13 protein-coding genes are annotated in these 13,086 nt (G+C 72.8%); 11 read left to right on the top strand and 2 right to left on the bottom strand.

Annotation, left to right across the window (positions count from 1 at the left end; translation table 11 throughout):
* Positions 1 to 55 precede the first annotated feature (55 nt).
* The 11 genes from pyrF to ABZ780_RS23990 all read left to right on the top strand — a co-directional run bounded on the left by pyrF (position 56) and on the right by ABZ780_RS23990 (position 11,149).
* Complete coding sequence (pyrF, locus tag ABZ780_RS24040) at positions 56 to 892, top strand: orotidine-5'-phosphate decarboxylase (protein ID WP_357006587.1); 837 nt, start codon at positions 56 to 58, stop codon at positions 890 to 892.
* A 178-nt stretch (positions 893 to 1,070) separates the two neighbouring features.
* Positions 1,071 to 1,388 (top strand): integration host factor, actinobacterial type, encoded by a 318-nt coding sequence (mihF, locus tag ABZ780_RS24035; protein WP_053655462.1) that lies wholly within the window; start codon positions 1,071 to 1,073, stop codon positions 1,386 to 1,388.
* Positions 1,389 to 1,413: 25 nt separating this feature from the next.
* Entirely contained in the window at positions 1,414 to 1,947 is a 534-nt protein-coding gene (locus ABZ780_RS24030) for a guanylate kinase (protein ID WP_357006590.1), read from the top strand.
* Between the two features lie 63 nt (positions 1,948 to 2,010).
* On the top strand, positions 2,011 to 2,274 hold the full coding sequence (gene rpoZ, locus ABZ780_RS24025; protein WP_030335666.1) for a DNA-directed RNA polymerase subunit omega: 264 nt from the start codon (positions 2,011 to 2,013) through the stop codon (positions 2,272 to 2,274).
* A 14-nt stretch (positions 2,275 to 2,288) separates the two neighbouring features.
* Positions 2,289 to 3,497: a bifunctional phosphopantothenoylcysteine decarboxylase/phosphopantothenate--cysteine ligase CoaBC gene (coaBC, locus tag ABZ780_RS24020; protein ID WP_357006593.1), complete on the top strand. Its 1,209-nt coding sequence runs from the start codon at positions 2,289 to 2,291 to the stop codon at positions 3,495 to 3,497.
* Positions 3,498 to 3,584: 87 nt separating this feature from the next.
* The gene (gene metK, locus ABZ780_RS24015) at positions 3,585 to 4,778 is read left to right on the top strand and encodes a methionine adenosyltransferase (protein ID WP_357006596.1); all 1,194 of its coding nucleotides are present in this window, start codon (positions 3,585 to 3,587) and stop codon (positions 4,776 to 4,778) included.
* Between the two features lie 59 nt (positions 4,779 to 4,837).
* Positions 4,838 to 6,871, top strand: coding sequence for a primosomal protein N' (locus tag ABZ780_RS24010; protein WP_357487555.1), 2,034 nt, complete (start codon positions 4,838 to 4,840; stop codon positions 6,869 to 6,871).
* A 242-nt stretch (positions 6,872 to 7,113) separates the two neighbouring features.
* A complete protein-coding gene (locus tag ABZ780_RS24005; RefSeq protein WP_357006603.1) occupies positions 7,114 to 8,097 on the top strand; it encodes an AAA family ATPase in 984 nt (327 codons plus the stop codon).
* A 129-nt stretch (positions 8,098 to 8,226) separates the two neighbouring features.
* Complete coding sequence (gene def, locus ABZ780_RS24000) at positions 8,227 to 8,784, top strand: peptide deformylase (protein WP_053655520.1); 558 nt, start codon at positions 8,227 to 8,229, stop codon at positions 8,782 to 8,784.
* A gap of 5 nt (positions 8,785 to 8,789) precedes the next feature.
* Positions 8,790 to 9,716: a methionyl-tRNA formyltransferase gene (gene fmt / locus ABZ780_RS23995; protein ID WP_357006606.1), complete on the top strand. Its 927-nt coding sequence runs from the start codon at positions 8,790 to 8,792 to the stop codon at positions 9,714 to 9,716.
* Positions 9,671 to 11,149: a transcription antitermination factor NusB gene (locus ABZ780_RS23990; RefSeq protein WP_357006833.1), complete on the top strand. Its 1,479-nt coding sequence runs from the start codon at positions 9,671 to 9,673 to the stop codon at positions 11,147 to 11,149. Before fmt ends, ABZ780_RS23990 begins: the two co-directional genes overlap by 46 nt.
* A 66-nt stretch (positions 11,150 to 11,215) precedes the next feature.
* On the opposite strand, the gene ABZ780_RS23985 is transcribed toward ABZ780_RS23990, so the two are convergent.
* Positions 11,216 to 12,106 (bottom strand): septum formation family protein, encoded by an 891-nt coding sequence (locus ABZ780_RS23985; RefSeq protein WP_357006836.1) that lies wholly within the window; start codon positions 12,104 to 12,106, stop codon positions 11,216 to 11,218.
* Between the two features lie 83 nt (positions 12,107 to 12,189).
* Positions 12,190 to 13,080: a septum formation family protein gene (locus ABZ780_RS23980; protein ID WP_357006610.1), complete on the bottom strand. Its 891-nt coding sequence runs from the start codon at positions 13,078 to 13,080 to the stop codon at positions 12,190 to 12,192.
* Positions 13,081 to 13,086: the final 6 nt, after the last annotated feature.

Raw genomic sequence — 13,086 nt, 5'->3', positions numbered from 1 at the left:
TCGACGGGGTACTCCGGGCGGGTCGCCGCCCGGACGAGGAGAGGGGAAGTACCGGATGGAGAGTTTCGGCGCCCGACTGCACCGCGCCGTCGGCGAGCGAGGGCCGCTCTGTGTGGGCATTGATCCGCATCCCGGTCTGCTGGCCCGTTGGGGTCTCGCCGACGACGTCGACGGTCTTGACCGGTTCACCCGGACCGTCGTGGACGCCCTCGGTGACCGGGTTGCGGTGGTCAAGCCTCAGTCGGCCTTTTTCGAGCGTTTCGGGTCCCGCGGTGTGGCGATCCTTGAGTCAACTATCCGACAGTTACGGGAAGCCGGTTCGCTCGTTTTGTTGGACGTCAAGCGTGGCGACATCGGCTCAACGGTCAGCGCGTACGCCTCGGCCTACCTTGATCCATCCAGCCCCTTGTATGTCGACGCCGTCACAGCGAGCCCCTACCTGGGAGTAGGTTCGCTGGCCCCGATGTTCGAGTTGGCCGCCGAGCACGGCGGCGGTGTCTTTGTGCTGGCCCTCACCTCGAACCCCGAGGGAGCCGCCGTCCAGCGGGCTCGCACCGCCGACGGGCGCACCGTCGCGCAGACCGTGATTGACGAGATTTCCCAGCTCAACAGGGGTGCGACCCCGCTCGGAAGCTTCGGTCTGGTGGTCGGCGCGACCATTGGGGACACCGGTCACGACCTATCCGGGGTGGGGGGTCCGCTGCTCGCGCCGGGGCTCGGAGCGCAGGGTGCCGGCGCTGCCGATCTGCGGACCGTGTTCGGTTCGAGCCTCACCTCGGTGCTCCCGTCGTACTCCCGCGAGGTGCTCTCGGCCGGCCCGGATGGCACCGCCCTGCGGGCCGCCGCCGACCGGGTGCTGGCCGAGTGCAGGGCCGTTCTGGCTGCCCGGTGACTGACTGACGGCTCGGTCACTCTGCGATGATCATCGCGCGCCCACGTTGCCGAAAGCTCCGCTGACCGCTAGTTTTCCCCGCGCTGGGAACCACGGACCCCTTGGTTCACAGCGACACCACGTTTCACAGATGCGGCGGTGCGCCCCGCCCGCCGCGATAGGGACCTGAGGAGAACTGGTGCCGCTCCCGTCACTGACCCCCGAACAGCGCGCTGCCGCGCTCGAGAAGGCCGCGGAGATCCGCAAGGCCCGCGCCGAGCTGAAGGAGCAGCTCAAGCAGGGCAAGACCACCCTCGGTGCCGTCCTTGAGCGGGCCGAGGGCGACGATGTCGTCGGCAAGCTCAAGGTCTCGGCCGTCCTGCAGGCGATGCCGGGCATTGGCAAGATCCGGGCTACCCAGATCATGGAGAAGCTCAAGATCGCCGACAGCCGTCGCCTGCGCGGCCTCGGCGAGCAGCAGCGCAAGGCACTGCTTGGAGAGTTCGCCGCCAACTGAACCTGGCAGCGTGTAGAAACAAGCAGTGAGCACGGATGACGAGGCGCGCCCGGCGGCTCGGCTCACTGTCCTGGCTGGACCTTCGGGTTCCGGCAGGGAGAGTGTCGTCGAGCTTGTCCGGGCGCGTTCTCCGTCCGTGTGGATCCCGGTGCCGGCAACTACCAGGCCGCGCCGGGAGCCGGAGGTGGACGGGGAGGACCGTGTCTTCCTCGCCGCCGCGGAGTTCGAGCGCCGGGTGGCCGCCGGTGACCTGCTCGAGTGGTCCCGGATCGGCCCGTACCGCCGGGGCACCCCGTACCCCCCGCTGCGCGCCCGGCTCGACGCCGGGCAGCCGGTCCTGCTCCCGCTCGACCTGGCCGGCGCCCAGCTGGTCCGGGCGCGACTGCCCGACGCCCGGCTGGTGCTGCTGAGCCCACCCGGGCACCGGCCCGACGCCGCCGTGGTGGCGGCCTTCGCGTACGCGCTGACCCACGACCTCACCGATCGGGTGGCTACCGAGCTGGTAGGCTTACTCGGTTCTTCTTATCCGGATCCGGCCTGGTCGCGCGTGCGTGGCTGACGCCGGCCGCCGTTGAGACTCAGCACCGCGTCCGCGCGGCTCGAAAGACGCAGAGGTTAATTCGTGGGATCCATCGCCAACCCCGAAGGCATCACCAACCCGCCGATCGACGAGCTCCTCGAGAAGACGACGTCGAAGTACGCGCTGGTCATCTTCGCCGCCAAGCGTGCGCGCCAGGTCAACGCCTACTACAGCCAGCTCGGTGAGGGCCTCCTGGAGTACGTCGGCCCGCTCGTCGAGACCACCCCGCAGGAGAAGCCCCTCTCCATCGCCATGCGCGAGATCAACTCGGGCCTGCTCACCGCCGAGCCGACCGACCAGCCATAAGCGTCGGCACGCCGATGTCCGCTCGGATCGTCCTCGGGGTCGGTGGCGGCATCGCCGCCTACAAGGCATGTGAGCTCCTGCGGCTCTTCACCGAGTCAGGTCATCAGGTCCGTGTCGTGCCGACCGCGTCGGCGCTCCGGTTCGTCGGGGCGCCGACCTGGGCGGCGCTCTCCGGCCAGCCGATCGCCGACGACGTCTGGTCCGACGTGCACGAGGTGCCGCACGTCCGGCTCGGTAAGCAGGCCGACCTGGTGGTTGTCGCGCCGACCACCGCGGACCTGCTCGCCAAGGCCGCGCACGGGCTCGCCGACGACCTGCTGACCAACACGCTGCTGACCGCGCGCTGCCCGGTGGTGCTGGCCCCGGCCATGCACACCGAGATGTGGGAGCACCCGGCCACCGTCGCCAACGTCGCCACACTGCGCGCCCGAGGTGTGCGGGTCATCGAGCCGGCCGTCGGTCGACTCACCGGCGCCGACACCGGCAAGGGTCGGCTGCCCGATCCGTCGGAGATCTTCGCGGTCGCCCGTCAGATCCTGGCCCGCGGCGGGCCGGCGCCGGCCGACCTGACCGGTCGCCGGCTGGTGGTCACCGCGGGCGGCACCCGCGAACCCCTGGACCCGGTCCGCTTCCTCGGCAACCGTTCGTCGGGCAAGCAGGGCTACGCGTTCGCCCGCGCGGCCGTCGCCCGGGGCGCCCGGGTCACGCTTATCGCCGCGAACGTCTCCCTCGCCGACCCCGCGGGGGTCGACCTGGTCCGGGTGGGCTCCACCGCCGAGCTGCGAGAGGCCACGCTGAAGGCCGCCGTCGAGGCCGACGCGGTCGTGATGGCGGCGGCTCCGGCCGATTTCCGGCCGGCGACGTACGCGGCTGGCAAAATCAAGAAGTCGGACGACGGTGTCGCGCCGACCATCGAGCTCGTCACGAACCCGGACATCGCGGCGGAGCTCGGCCAGCGCAAGCGGCCGGAGCAGGTGCTGGTGGTGTTCGCCGCCGAGACCGGCGACGCGGAGGCCAACGGTCGGGCGAAACTCGCCCGCAAGCGGGCCGACCTGATCGTGGTCAACGAGGTCGGGCCCGACAAGGTCTTCGGCGCCGACACCAACACCGTGACGGTCATCGGAGCGGACGGCTCGGTGAGCCGGCTGCCGGAGCAGGCCAAGGAGGCCGTGGCCGACACCGTGTGGGATCTCGTCGTGGCGCGGCTGGCCGACCGCTCCTGACGGGTGGAACAGGAAGCGACCGATCCCGACACCGGCCGCAGTGGTGACTAGACTGCCGCGGAACGACTTCACACGCTTAGGAGTGCCGTGACACGCCGCCTCTTCACGTCCGAATCGGTCACGGAAGGCCACCCGGACAAGATCGCCGACCAGATCAGCGACGGTATTCTCGACGCGCTGCTCACCGAGGATCCACACAGCCGGGTTGCGGTGGAGACCATGATCACCACCGGCCAGGTGCACATCGCCGGTGAGGTCACCACCAAGGCGTACGCCGACATCCCGACGATCGTGCGTCGGACGATCCTCGACATCGGCTACGACTCGTCGAAGAAGGGCTTCGACGGCGCGTCCTGCGGCGTCAGCGTCTCCATCGGCGCGCAGTCCGAGGACATCGCGCAGGGCGTGGACAACGCCTTCGAGTTGCGCACCGGCGCGTCGGAGAGCGCGCTTGACGCGCAGGGCGCCGGCGACCAGGGCATGATGTTCGGCTTCGCCTGCTCGGAGACACCGGAGCTGATGCCGCTGCCGATCGCCCTCGCCCACCGGCTGGCCCGCCGCCTCGCCGCGGTGCGCAAGGACGGGGTCATCCCGTACCTGCGCCCGGACGGCAAGACCCAGGTCACCATCGAGTACGAGGGGCTGCGCCCGGTCCGGTTGAACACCGTGGTCGTGTCCAGTCAGCACGCCGCGGACATCTCGCTGGAGTCGCTGCTCACCCCGGACGTCCGCGACCACGTCATCGCCCCGGAGCTGGAGAGCCTCGGTCTGGACACGGACGGCTACCGCCTGCTGGTCAACCCGACCGGCCGGTTCGAGATCGGCGGCCCGATGGGTGACGCCGGCCTGACCGGCCGCAAGATCATCGTTGACACCTACGGCGGGTACGCCCGGCACGGCGGCGGCGCGTTCTCCGGCAAGGATCCGTCCAAGGTGGACCGCTCGGCGGCGTACGCGATGCGTTGGGTGGCCAAGAACGTGGTCGCCGCCGGCCTGGCCGAGCGGTGCGAGGCGCAGGTCGCCTACGCCATCGGCAAGGCGCACCCGGTGAGCCTGTTCATCGAGACGTTCGGCACCGAGACGGTGCCGGTCTCCTCGATCGAGAAGGCCGTGACCGAGGTGTTCGACCTGCGCCCGGCCGCGATCATCCGGGACCTCAACCTGCTCCGCCCGATCTACCAGCAGACCGCCGCGTACGGCCACTTCGGCCGGGAGCTGCCGGACCTGACGTGGGAGAGCACCGACCGGGCCGCCGACCTCAAGTCGGCCGCGGGAGCCTGACCGCCACCAGGCGTAGCGACCGGCGACCCGCAGCGGGGTCGCCGGTCGCGCGCGTCTGCGTGGATGTCCCGTTGGCGCACCTGGACCGGCCGTTCGACTACCTGGTGCCGGCCGACCTGGACGACGTGGCCGTGCCCGGCACCCGGGTGAAGGTGCGCTTCGCGGGGCAGCTCGTCGACGGCTGGCTGCTGGCCCGCGCCGACGACTCCGGGCACACCGGCCGGCTCGCCTACCTGGAGAAGGTGGTCTCGCCGGAGCCGGTGCTGTCGCCCGAGGTGGCCCGGCTGGCCCGAGCGGTCGCCGACCGGTACGCGGGCAACCTCGCCGACGTGCTCCGGCTCGCCGTGCCGCCCCGGCACGCCCGCGTGGAGAAGGAAGCCCGCGCCGACCAGCCCGCCCCCACCGAGGCCGCCGCTCGCCCTGTCGACGAGGGCGGCGATCACACCGTCGACGCGACCGAGGCGGCCGGACGGGGTGCGGTCGCCGACCCGCAGGCGTCCACGGCCGGTGTCGACGCCGACCCGGCGGCTGGATCCGCGCCGGTGGATCCGCGCGGGTGGCGCGACTACCCGACCGGGCCGGCCCTCCTGACGGCGCTCACCGACGGCCGGGCGCCCCGCGCGGTCTGGTCGGCGCTGCCCGGCGAGGACTGGGCGGCCCGCTACGCCGACGCGGTGGCTGCCACCGTCGCCGGAGGGCGCGGCGCGGTGGTCGTGGTGGCCGACGCCCGTGACCTCGATCGGCTCGACGCTGCGCTGACCAGCGTGCTCGGGTCGGGACGGCACGTCAGTCTCTCCGCCGCGCTCGGGCCGGCCCGGCGCTACCGGGCGTTCCTCGCCGCCCGGCGCGGGGAGGTGCCGGTGGTGATCGGTACCCGCGCGGCCATGTTCGCCCCGGTGGACCGACTCGGCCTGGTCGCGGTCTGGGACGACGGCGACGACCTGCACTCCGAACCCCGGGCGCCCTATCCGCACGCCCGCGACGTGCTGCTCACCCGCGCCCAACTCGCCGAGGCCGGCGCGCTGGTCGGCGGGTACTCCCGCACGGCCGAGGCGCAACTGCTGCTGGAGACCGGGTGGGCCCGGGAGGTGGTCGCCGATCGGGCGACGGTGCGGGCCCGGATCCCGGCCATCGCGCCGACCGGTGACGACCCGCAGTTGGCCCGTGACCCGGGGGCGGCCACCGCGCGGCTGCCCAGCCTGGCCTGGACGGCCGCCCGGGACGCCGTCCGGGCGGACCTGCCGGTGCTGGTGCAGGTGCCCCGCCGCGGCTATCTGCCCTCGATCTCCTGCGCCGACTGCCGGACCCCGGCCCGCTGCGCGCACTGCGCCGGCCCGCTCGCGTTGCCGTCGGCCGGTGGCACCCCGGCCTGCCGCTGGTGCGCCCGGGTGGCCGCCGCGTACGCCTGCCCGGAGTGCGGTGGGCGGCGCCTGCGGGCGGCGGTGACCGGTGCCCGACGTACCGCCGAGGAGTTGGGCCGGGCTTTTCCCGGCGTGCCGGTGCGGACCTCGGGCCGGGAGGAGGTGCTGACCGACGTGCCGGGCGGCGCGGCCCTGGTGGTGGCCACGCCCGGTGCCGAGCCGGTCGCCGAGGGCGGCTACGGCGCGGTGCTGCTGCTTGACTCGTGGGCCCTGCTGACCCGGGCCGACCTGCGCGCCGGTGAGGAGGCGCTGCGTCGCTGGATGGCCGCCGCGGCCCTGGCCCGGCCAGCCCCGGCCGGCCGGGTGGTGGTGGTCGCCGACGGCGCGCTCGCCCCGGTGCAGGCTCTGCTGCGGTGGGACGCCGCCTGGTTCGCCGGCCGGGAGTTGGCCGAGCGCCGGGAGTTGGGTTTCCCGCCGGCGGTACGGATGGCAAGCGTCACAGGCCCGGCCGAGGCGGTGGCCGACCTGCTCGCCGCGGCCCGGCTGCCCGGCGACGCCGAGGTGCTCGGCCCGGTGCCGGCCGACGAGGGCCGGGAGCGGATGCTGGTCCGGGTGCCCCGCGCCCGGGCCGCCGCGCTCGCCGAGGCGCTGCACTCGGCCGCCGGCGTGCGGGCCGCCCGCAAGGCCGCCGACCCGGTCCGTCTCCAGGTCGATCCGTTGAGCCTCTTCTGACCGTTCCGGTCCGCACCGACGGCTCCCGGCCTGGTCCGGGACGGTGGCGCTCGCACACCGCGTCCGGCAAAGCGGTGGCGCCCAAGTGGTAGCATCGCCCGTCATGCCATGGCGTACGACGGCTCCAGGTCGCGACGGGGCGTCAGACGCGCCGAGCTGGGTCCTCGCAGGATGGCGGGAACGCGTCGGTCGGGCGCGATGTCGATGATGTCAATGAGCCGGTGATCAGGGGTGGACCAGTCGTGACCGTTCGACAATCGATCGTCTTCAACGGCGACCTCGGCAGCGGCAAGAGCACGGTTTCGGTGGAGATCGCCAAACGGCTCGGGATGCGCCGGGTCAGCGTGGGTGACCTCTACCGGGAGATGGCGCAGCAGCGGCAGATGACCGCCCTGCAGCTCAACCTGCACGCCGAGCTCGACCAAGCCGTCGACGGCTACGTCGACCAGCTCCAGCGGGACATCGCCGCCTCCGGCGAGCACCTCGTCATGGACTCCCGCCTGGCGTGGCACTTCTTCACGGACGCGCTCAAGGTGCACATGATCACCGAGCCGGGGGAGGCGGCCCGGCGGGTGCTGGCCCGCCCGTCCGGGCCGGCGGAGAGCTACGCCTCGCTGGAGGAGGCCAAGGCCAAGCTCCGCGAGCGCAGCGAGAGTGAGCGCAGCCGGTTCATCGTCCGCTACGGGGTGGACAAGGCCCGCCTGCGTAACTATGACCTGATCTGCGACACGACCCGGGCGTCCGCCGCCGAGGTGGTCGAGCACATCATCGCCGCGTACGAGGGCACGCTCGGCGCCGACGTGCTGCGGGAGGGTCCGCCGCTGCTGCTGCTGGACCCGGCCCGGGTCTACCCGACCGAGGACATCGCGACCCTGCGCGGTCTGTGGGACACCGAGTTCGTCGGCGATGTGGCCGAGGCCGGTGACGAGTCGCTGGAGCCGCTGAAGATCGGCTTCACCGGCGAGTACTTCTTCGTCGTCGACGGTCACCGCCGGCTCAGCGCCGCTCTGCAGAACAGCTTCTCCCTGGTGCCCGCCCAACTGGTCGCCGAGGTCGACGAGCCGGTGGTGGGCGGCATGAGCGCCATCGACTACTTCGCCGCGCAGGTGCGCCCCGGCCTGGTCTACGACTGGGAGTCCGCCCACAAGATCCAGCTGCCGCTGCCGGAGCCCGCGCTGCTCGGCGGCGACGCGGTCCTCGCGGGCGACACGGGCGTCAGCGCCTGAAGCAGGGCTGAGCCCGTGACGCTTGGCACACCGGCGGTGGTCGATCGAGGTACGCCGGCCGGTGCCCGACCGCGCACTCCGTAGACTGGTACGGCACCGCACGTCCCACCCATGAAGGAGCCGTCCCGCGTGACCGTCCAGCCCATCCGTCTGTTTGGGGATCCGGTGCTGCGCACGCCGGCCGATCCGGTGGTCGACTTCGACGCCGAGCTGCGTCGGCTTGTGGCCGACCTGACCGACACGATGCGTGAGCAGGGCGGCGCCGGCCTGGCCGCGCCGCAGCTCGGTGTGAGCCTGCGTGTCTTCACCTTCGACGTCGACGACGTGCTCGGGCACCTGATCAACCCGGTGCTGGAGTTTCCCGACGAGGAGGAGCAGGACGGCCCGGAGGGCTGCCTGTCGATCCCCGGGCTCTACTTCGACACCAAGCGTCGGCAGAACGTCATCGCCAAGGGCTTCAGTTCGTTCGGCGACCCGATGCAGATCGTCGGTACCGGCCTGATGGCCCGCTGTGTGCAGCACGAGACCGACCACCTCGACGGGGTGCTCTTCCTCGACCGGCTTGATCCGGAGGGGCGTAAGGAAGCCATGAAGGCGATCCGTCAGGCCGAGTGGTACGACGCGGCAGCCCCGCCGACGGTCAAGTTGAGCCCGCACCTCAGCGACCCCTTCGGTCTGGGTCGGTGACCCGGATGCGTGTGATCTTCGCCGGTACGCCGGCCGTGGCCGTTCCCGCGCTGGCCGCCGTCGCGGCCTCCCCGCACGAGCTGGTGGCCGTGGTCACCCGGCCCGACGCGCCCGCCGGGCGGGGGCGCGGCCTGTCCCGCTCCCCGGTCGGCGCGTGGGCCGACGAGCACGGCGTCGAGGTGCTCACCCCGGCCCGCCCCCGCGACCCGGAGTTCCTCGACCGGCTGCGCGAGCTGGCACCGGACTGCGTGCCGGTGGTCGCCTACGGCGCGCTGGTGCCGCCAGCGGCCCTGGAGATCCCCCGGTACGGCTGGATCAACCTGCACTTCTCCCTGCTGCCCGCCTGGCGCGGCGCCGCGCCCGTGCAGCACGCGGTGCTGCACGGCGACGAGCTGACCGGTGCCAGCGTCTTCCAACTGGAGCAGGGTCTGGACACAGGCCCGGTCTACGGCACCCTGACCGACGAGATCCGTCCCGCCGACACCTCCGGCGACCTGCTGGAGCGGCTCGCCGACTCCGGCGCCGGGCTGCTGGTGGCGGTGCTCGACGCGATCGCCGACGGCACCGCCCGGGCCGAGCCGCAGCCCGCCGACGGCGTGTCGCTGGCGCCGAAGCTGACCGTGGAGGACGCCCGGGTGCGCTGGGCTGACCCGGCCTTCGCCGTGGACCGGCGGATCCGCGCCTGCACTCCGGCCCCGGGCCCGTGGACGACCTTCCGGGACGAGCGGGTGAAACTCGGCCCGGTCACGCCGGTGGCCGACGGCCCGGACCTGAAACCAGGGGAGCTGTTGGTGGAGAAGTCCCGGGTGCTGGCCGGTACGGCCACCGTGCCGGTACGCCTCGGCGAGGTTCGAGCCGCGGGCAAGCGGGCCATGTCGGCGACCGACTGGGCGCGCGGCGTCCGGGTCGGCACCGGCGAGGCGTTCGCGTGACGGCCCCGGAGGGGACCCGCCCGAGCCGTGGTGGCCCGTCGGCCGAACGCGGTGCGGACCGCCGGCCCGTTCGGCCTCCGCTGGACCGGCCGCGACGCGCGGCGTACGAGGCGGTGGCCGCCGTGCACCGCGACGACGCGTTCGCCAACCTGGTGCTGCCCATCATCCTGCGCGACGAGGGGTTGTTCGGTCGGGACGCGGCCTTCGCCACCGAGCTGACCTACGGCACCCTGCGCCACGTGGGCACGCTGGACGCGATCCTCAGCGACGCGGCCGGCCGGGACGTGGCCCGGATCGACCCGCCGGTCCGCGACGCGCTGCGGATCGGGGCGTACCAGCTGCTGCACACCCGGGTACCCCCGCACGCGGCGGTCTCGTCGACCGTCGATCTGGTCCGCTCGGTCGCGCCGGGCGCCACCGGGTTCGCCAACGCGGTGCTGCGCGAGGTGTCCACCCTCGACTCCGACGGCTGGGTGGCGAAGCTGGCCCCACCGATGGAGACCGACCCGGTCGGGCACCTGGCGCTGGCGTACAGCCATCCACAGTGGATCGTGCGGGCCTTCTCCGAGGCGCTCGGCGGTGACTTGGGCGAGACGGCCCGGCTCCTGATCGAGGACAATGAGCGGCCTCCGGTGCACCTGTGCGCCCGTCCCGGCCTGATCGACCCGGTCGAGCTGGCCGATCAGGTCGGCGGTGCGCCAGGCGCCTTCTCGCCGTACGCCGTCTATCTGCCCGGTGGCGCGCCGGGCGACGTTCCGGCGGTGGTCGACGGCCGCGCCCACGTCCAGGACGAGGGCTCGCAGCTCGTGGCCGCGGCGCTCGCCGACGCGCCGTTGGACGGCCCGGACGGGCGCTGGCTGGACCTGTGCGCCGGTCCGGGCGGCAAGGCTGGCCTGCTCGGCGCGCTGGCCGCGCAGCGCGGCGCCCGCCTGACCGCTGTGGAGGTGGCCGAGCACCGTGCTCGGCTGGTGTCCCAGGCGACCCGAGGTCTGCCGGTGACCGTGCTGACCATGGACGGCCGTGAGGTCGGCGCGGACCCGAAGCTGCCGGAGGGGCACTTCGACCGGGTGCTGGTGGACGCTCCGTGCACCGGGCTGGGGTCTCTGCGCCGCAGGCCGGAGTCGCGTTGGCGCCGCCAGCCGTCCGATCTGCCGCAGCTGACCCGGCTGCAGCGGGAGTTGCTGGGTGCGGCGTTGCGGGCGGTCCGCCCGGGTGGCCTCGTCGCCTACGTCACCTGCTCGCCACACACGGTGGAGACGCACGTGACGGTGACCGAGGCGGCGCGTCGCAGCGGGGTGTCGGTGGACTTCGTCGACGCCCGGCCGTTGCTGCCGGCGGGCATGCCCGGCCTGGGTGACGGCCCCACCGTGCAGCTGTGGCCGCACCGGCATGGCACCGACGCGATGTTCATGGCCGTCCTGCGCCGAGGCTGAGTCGCACCGCGCCGACGAAGGGGGCCCCTGTCGACGACAGAGGCCCCCTTCGTCGAGCCGGGCCGGTCAGGTGACCGGGAGGCCCTTGGTGCCGGCGTTCTTCATCGAGCGGGTCAGGTCCCGGTCGCTGATCCAGAGGAAGCACTGCACGCCCCGGTTGCCGTTCTTCCACTCCTCCTCGTACGGCTGGTAGTAGATCGATCCGACGCGGAAGTCGAGTTGGGAGTTGTCCGGCACCTTGGCGTACTTGGCGGTCAACGACTGGCAGGCCCGGTGGGTCCGCTTGGTGGCGCGGTTGAACTCCGTGTAGCTGATGTCCGGGGCCTGCCAGATCCCGACGAACTCGGCGTGGTGCTTGGCGGTGCAGGAGACCGGCACCATCTCCTCGACCTCGTCCTTGACCAGCTTCGGGTTGAAGCAGCGGTACGCCAGTGGCGCCGCACCGGTGAGCGCCCCCCGGAGGCTGCCGGTGCGCAGGTCGACGGCGGTGTCGTCGATGCTGGCGATCTCCGCGACGTCGCAGCGGTACCAGCGGGCGCCACCGGCCCAGGCGGGTGCGGACGGCAGCACGACGGTCAGGGTGAGTCGCCCGGTGCGCCGGTCGGCGCCGACCGCCTTGCTGACCTCGGTCTCGCAGGCGTCCTGCGCGGCCCGCATGCCCACCGAGCCGGGCAGCGGGGGCGTGGCGCGGTCGGCGCCCGGACCGGTGAGCGTGCCGACGTGCATGGTCTCCACCCGGTGCGACTCGCCGCAGTCCATCGGGTTGTAACCGCTCAGGAAGCCCACCTGCTGCGAGGAGTGGTGGCAGACACCGGCGGTGGGCACGAACTGCTGCGCGGCGACGGGTGACGGCCAGTCGTCGGTGAGGTCACGGTCGACTCCGGCGGGTGCGCCACAACCGGCGAGCACCATGGCCACCGCCGCGCCCCCGACCACCGCCGTCAACCACCGTCGCATCTCCGACCTCCCGCCGCCGGTGGCGTCCGGCTGACCCCAGCCAGTCGGTAGCGCCACGGCGCAGGAGCATACGGCACCGTAGGTCAGATTGCGGGTAGTCCCTCGGGGCCGGCGCCGCGCATCGAACGGGTGAGTTTGCGGTCGTCGCTCCACAGGAAACAGCGCACCCCACGGTCACCCTCCTCCCACTCCCGCTGCGACGGTGGGTAGTAGATGGACCCGGCCCGGTACGGCAGGTCGCTGTTGTTCGGCACGGCGGCGTACGCGGCGATCAGCGCCATGCAGCGCCGGTGCGCCTGGTCGCCGGAGCGGGTGAACTCCGCCCAGGTCATGTCCTGTTCCTCGTAGACGCCGACGAACTCCGCGCGGTGCGGCTCGGCGCAGAGCACCGGCGCCATGTAGTTGAGGTTGTCACCGATCAGCTTGGGATCGAAGCAGCGGTGGAACAGCGGGGCGTCGCCGATCAACGCGCCGCGCAGGCTGCCGACGCGGTTGACCGGCCGGGTGTTGTCGATGCTGTCGGTCTCGCTGAGCTCGCAGCGGAACCAGCGAGCCCCGCCGGACCAGGCCGGCGCGGAGGGCAGCGAGACCGACAGGGTGAGCCGCGCCGTGTGCCAGTCGCCGCCGAGCATCTCCCGGGCCCGCTGGTCGCACTCGGCGCGGGCCGCGCGCAGTGTCGTCGAGCCGGGCCCCGGACGGGTGCCAGCCAGGGCGGCGGGGCCGGTGAAGGTGCCGACGTGGATCGCCTCGGAGAGGTGGCTGCGGGCACAGTCCACCGTCTCGTACGTGCTGGCCTGCACGATCGAGGTGATCCGGGGCAGGCAGGTGTCGGTGGCGGGGGTGAACGGAGTCGGAGCCCGCAGCGCCGGCCAGTCGTCGGTGAGGTCGCCGTCCGGGCCTCGCGCGTGCCCACAGCCTGTCAGCAGCATCGCCGTGACGCCGGCCAGCGCCAGCGCTGGAAGCCACCGTCGCATCGTCCG

This window comes from Micromonospora sp. NPDC047467, from assembly GCF_040643095.1.
Lineage (GTDB): Bacteria > Actinomycetota > Actinomycetes > Mycobacteriales > Micromonosporaceae > Micromonospora.
This window is presented reverse-complemented; position numbering and strand designations above follow the sequence as displayed.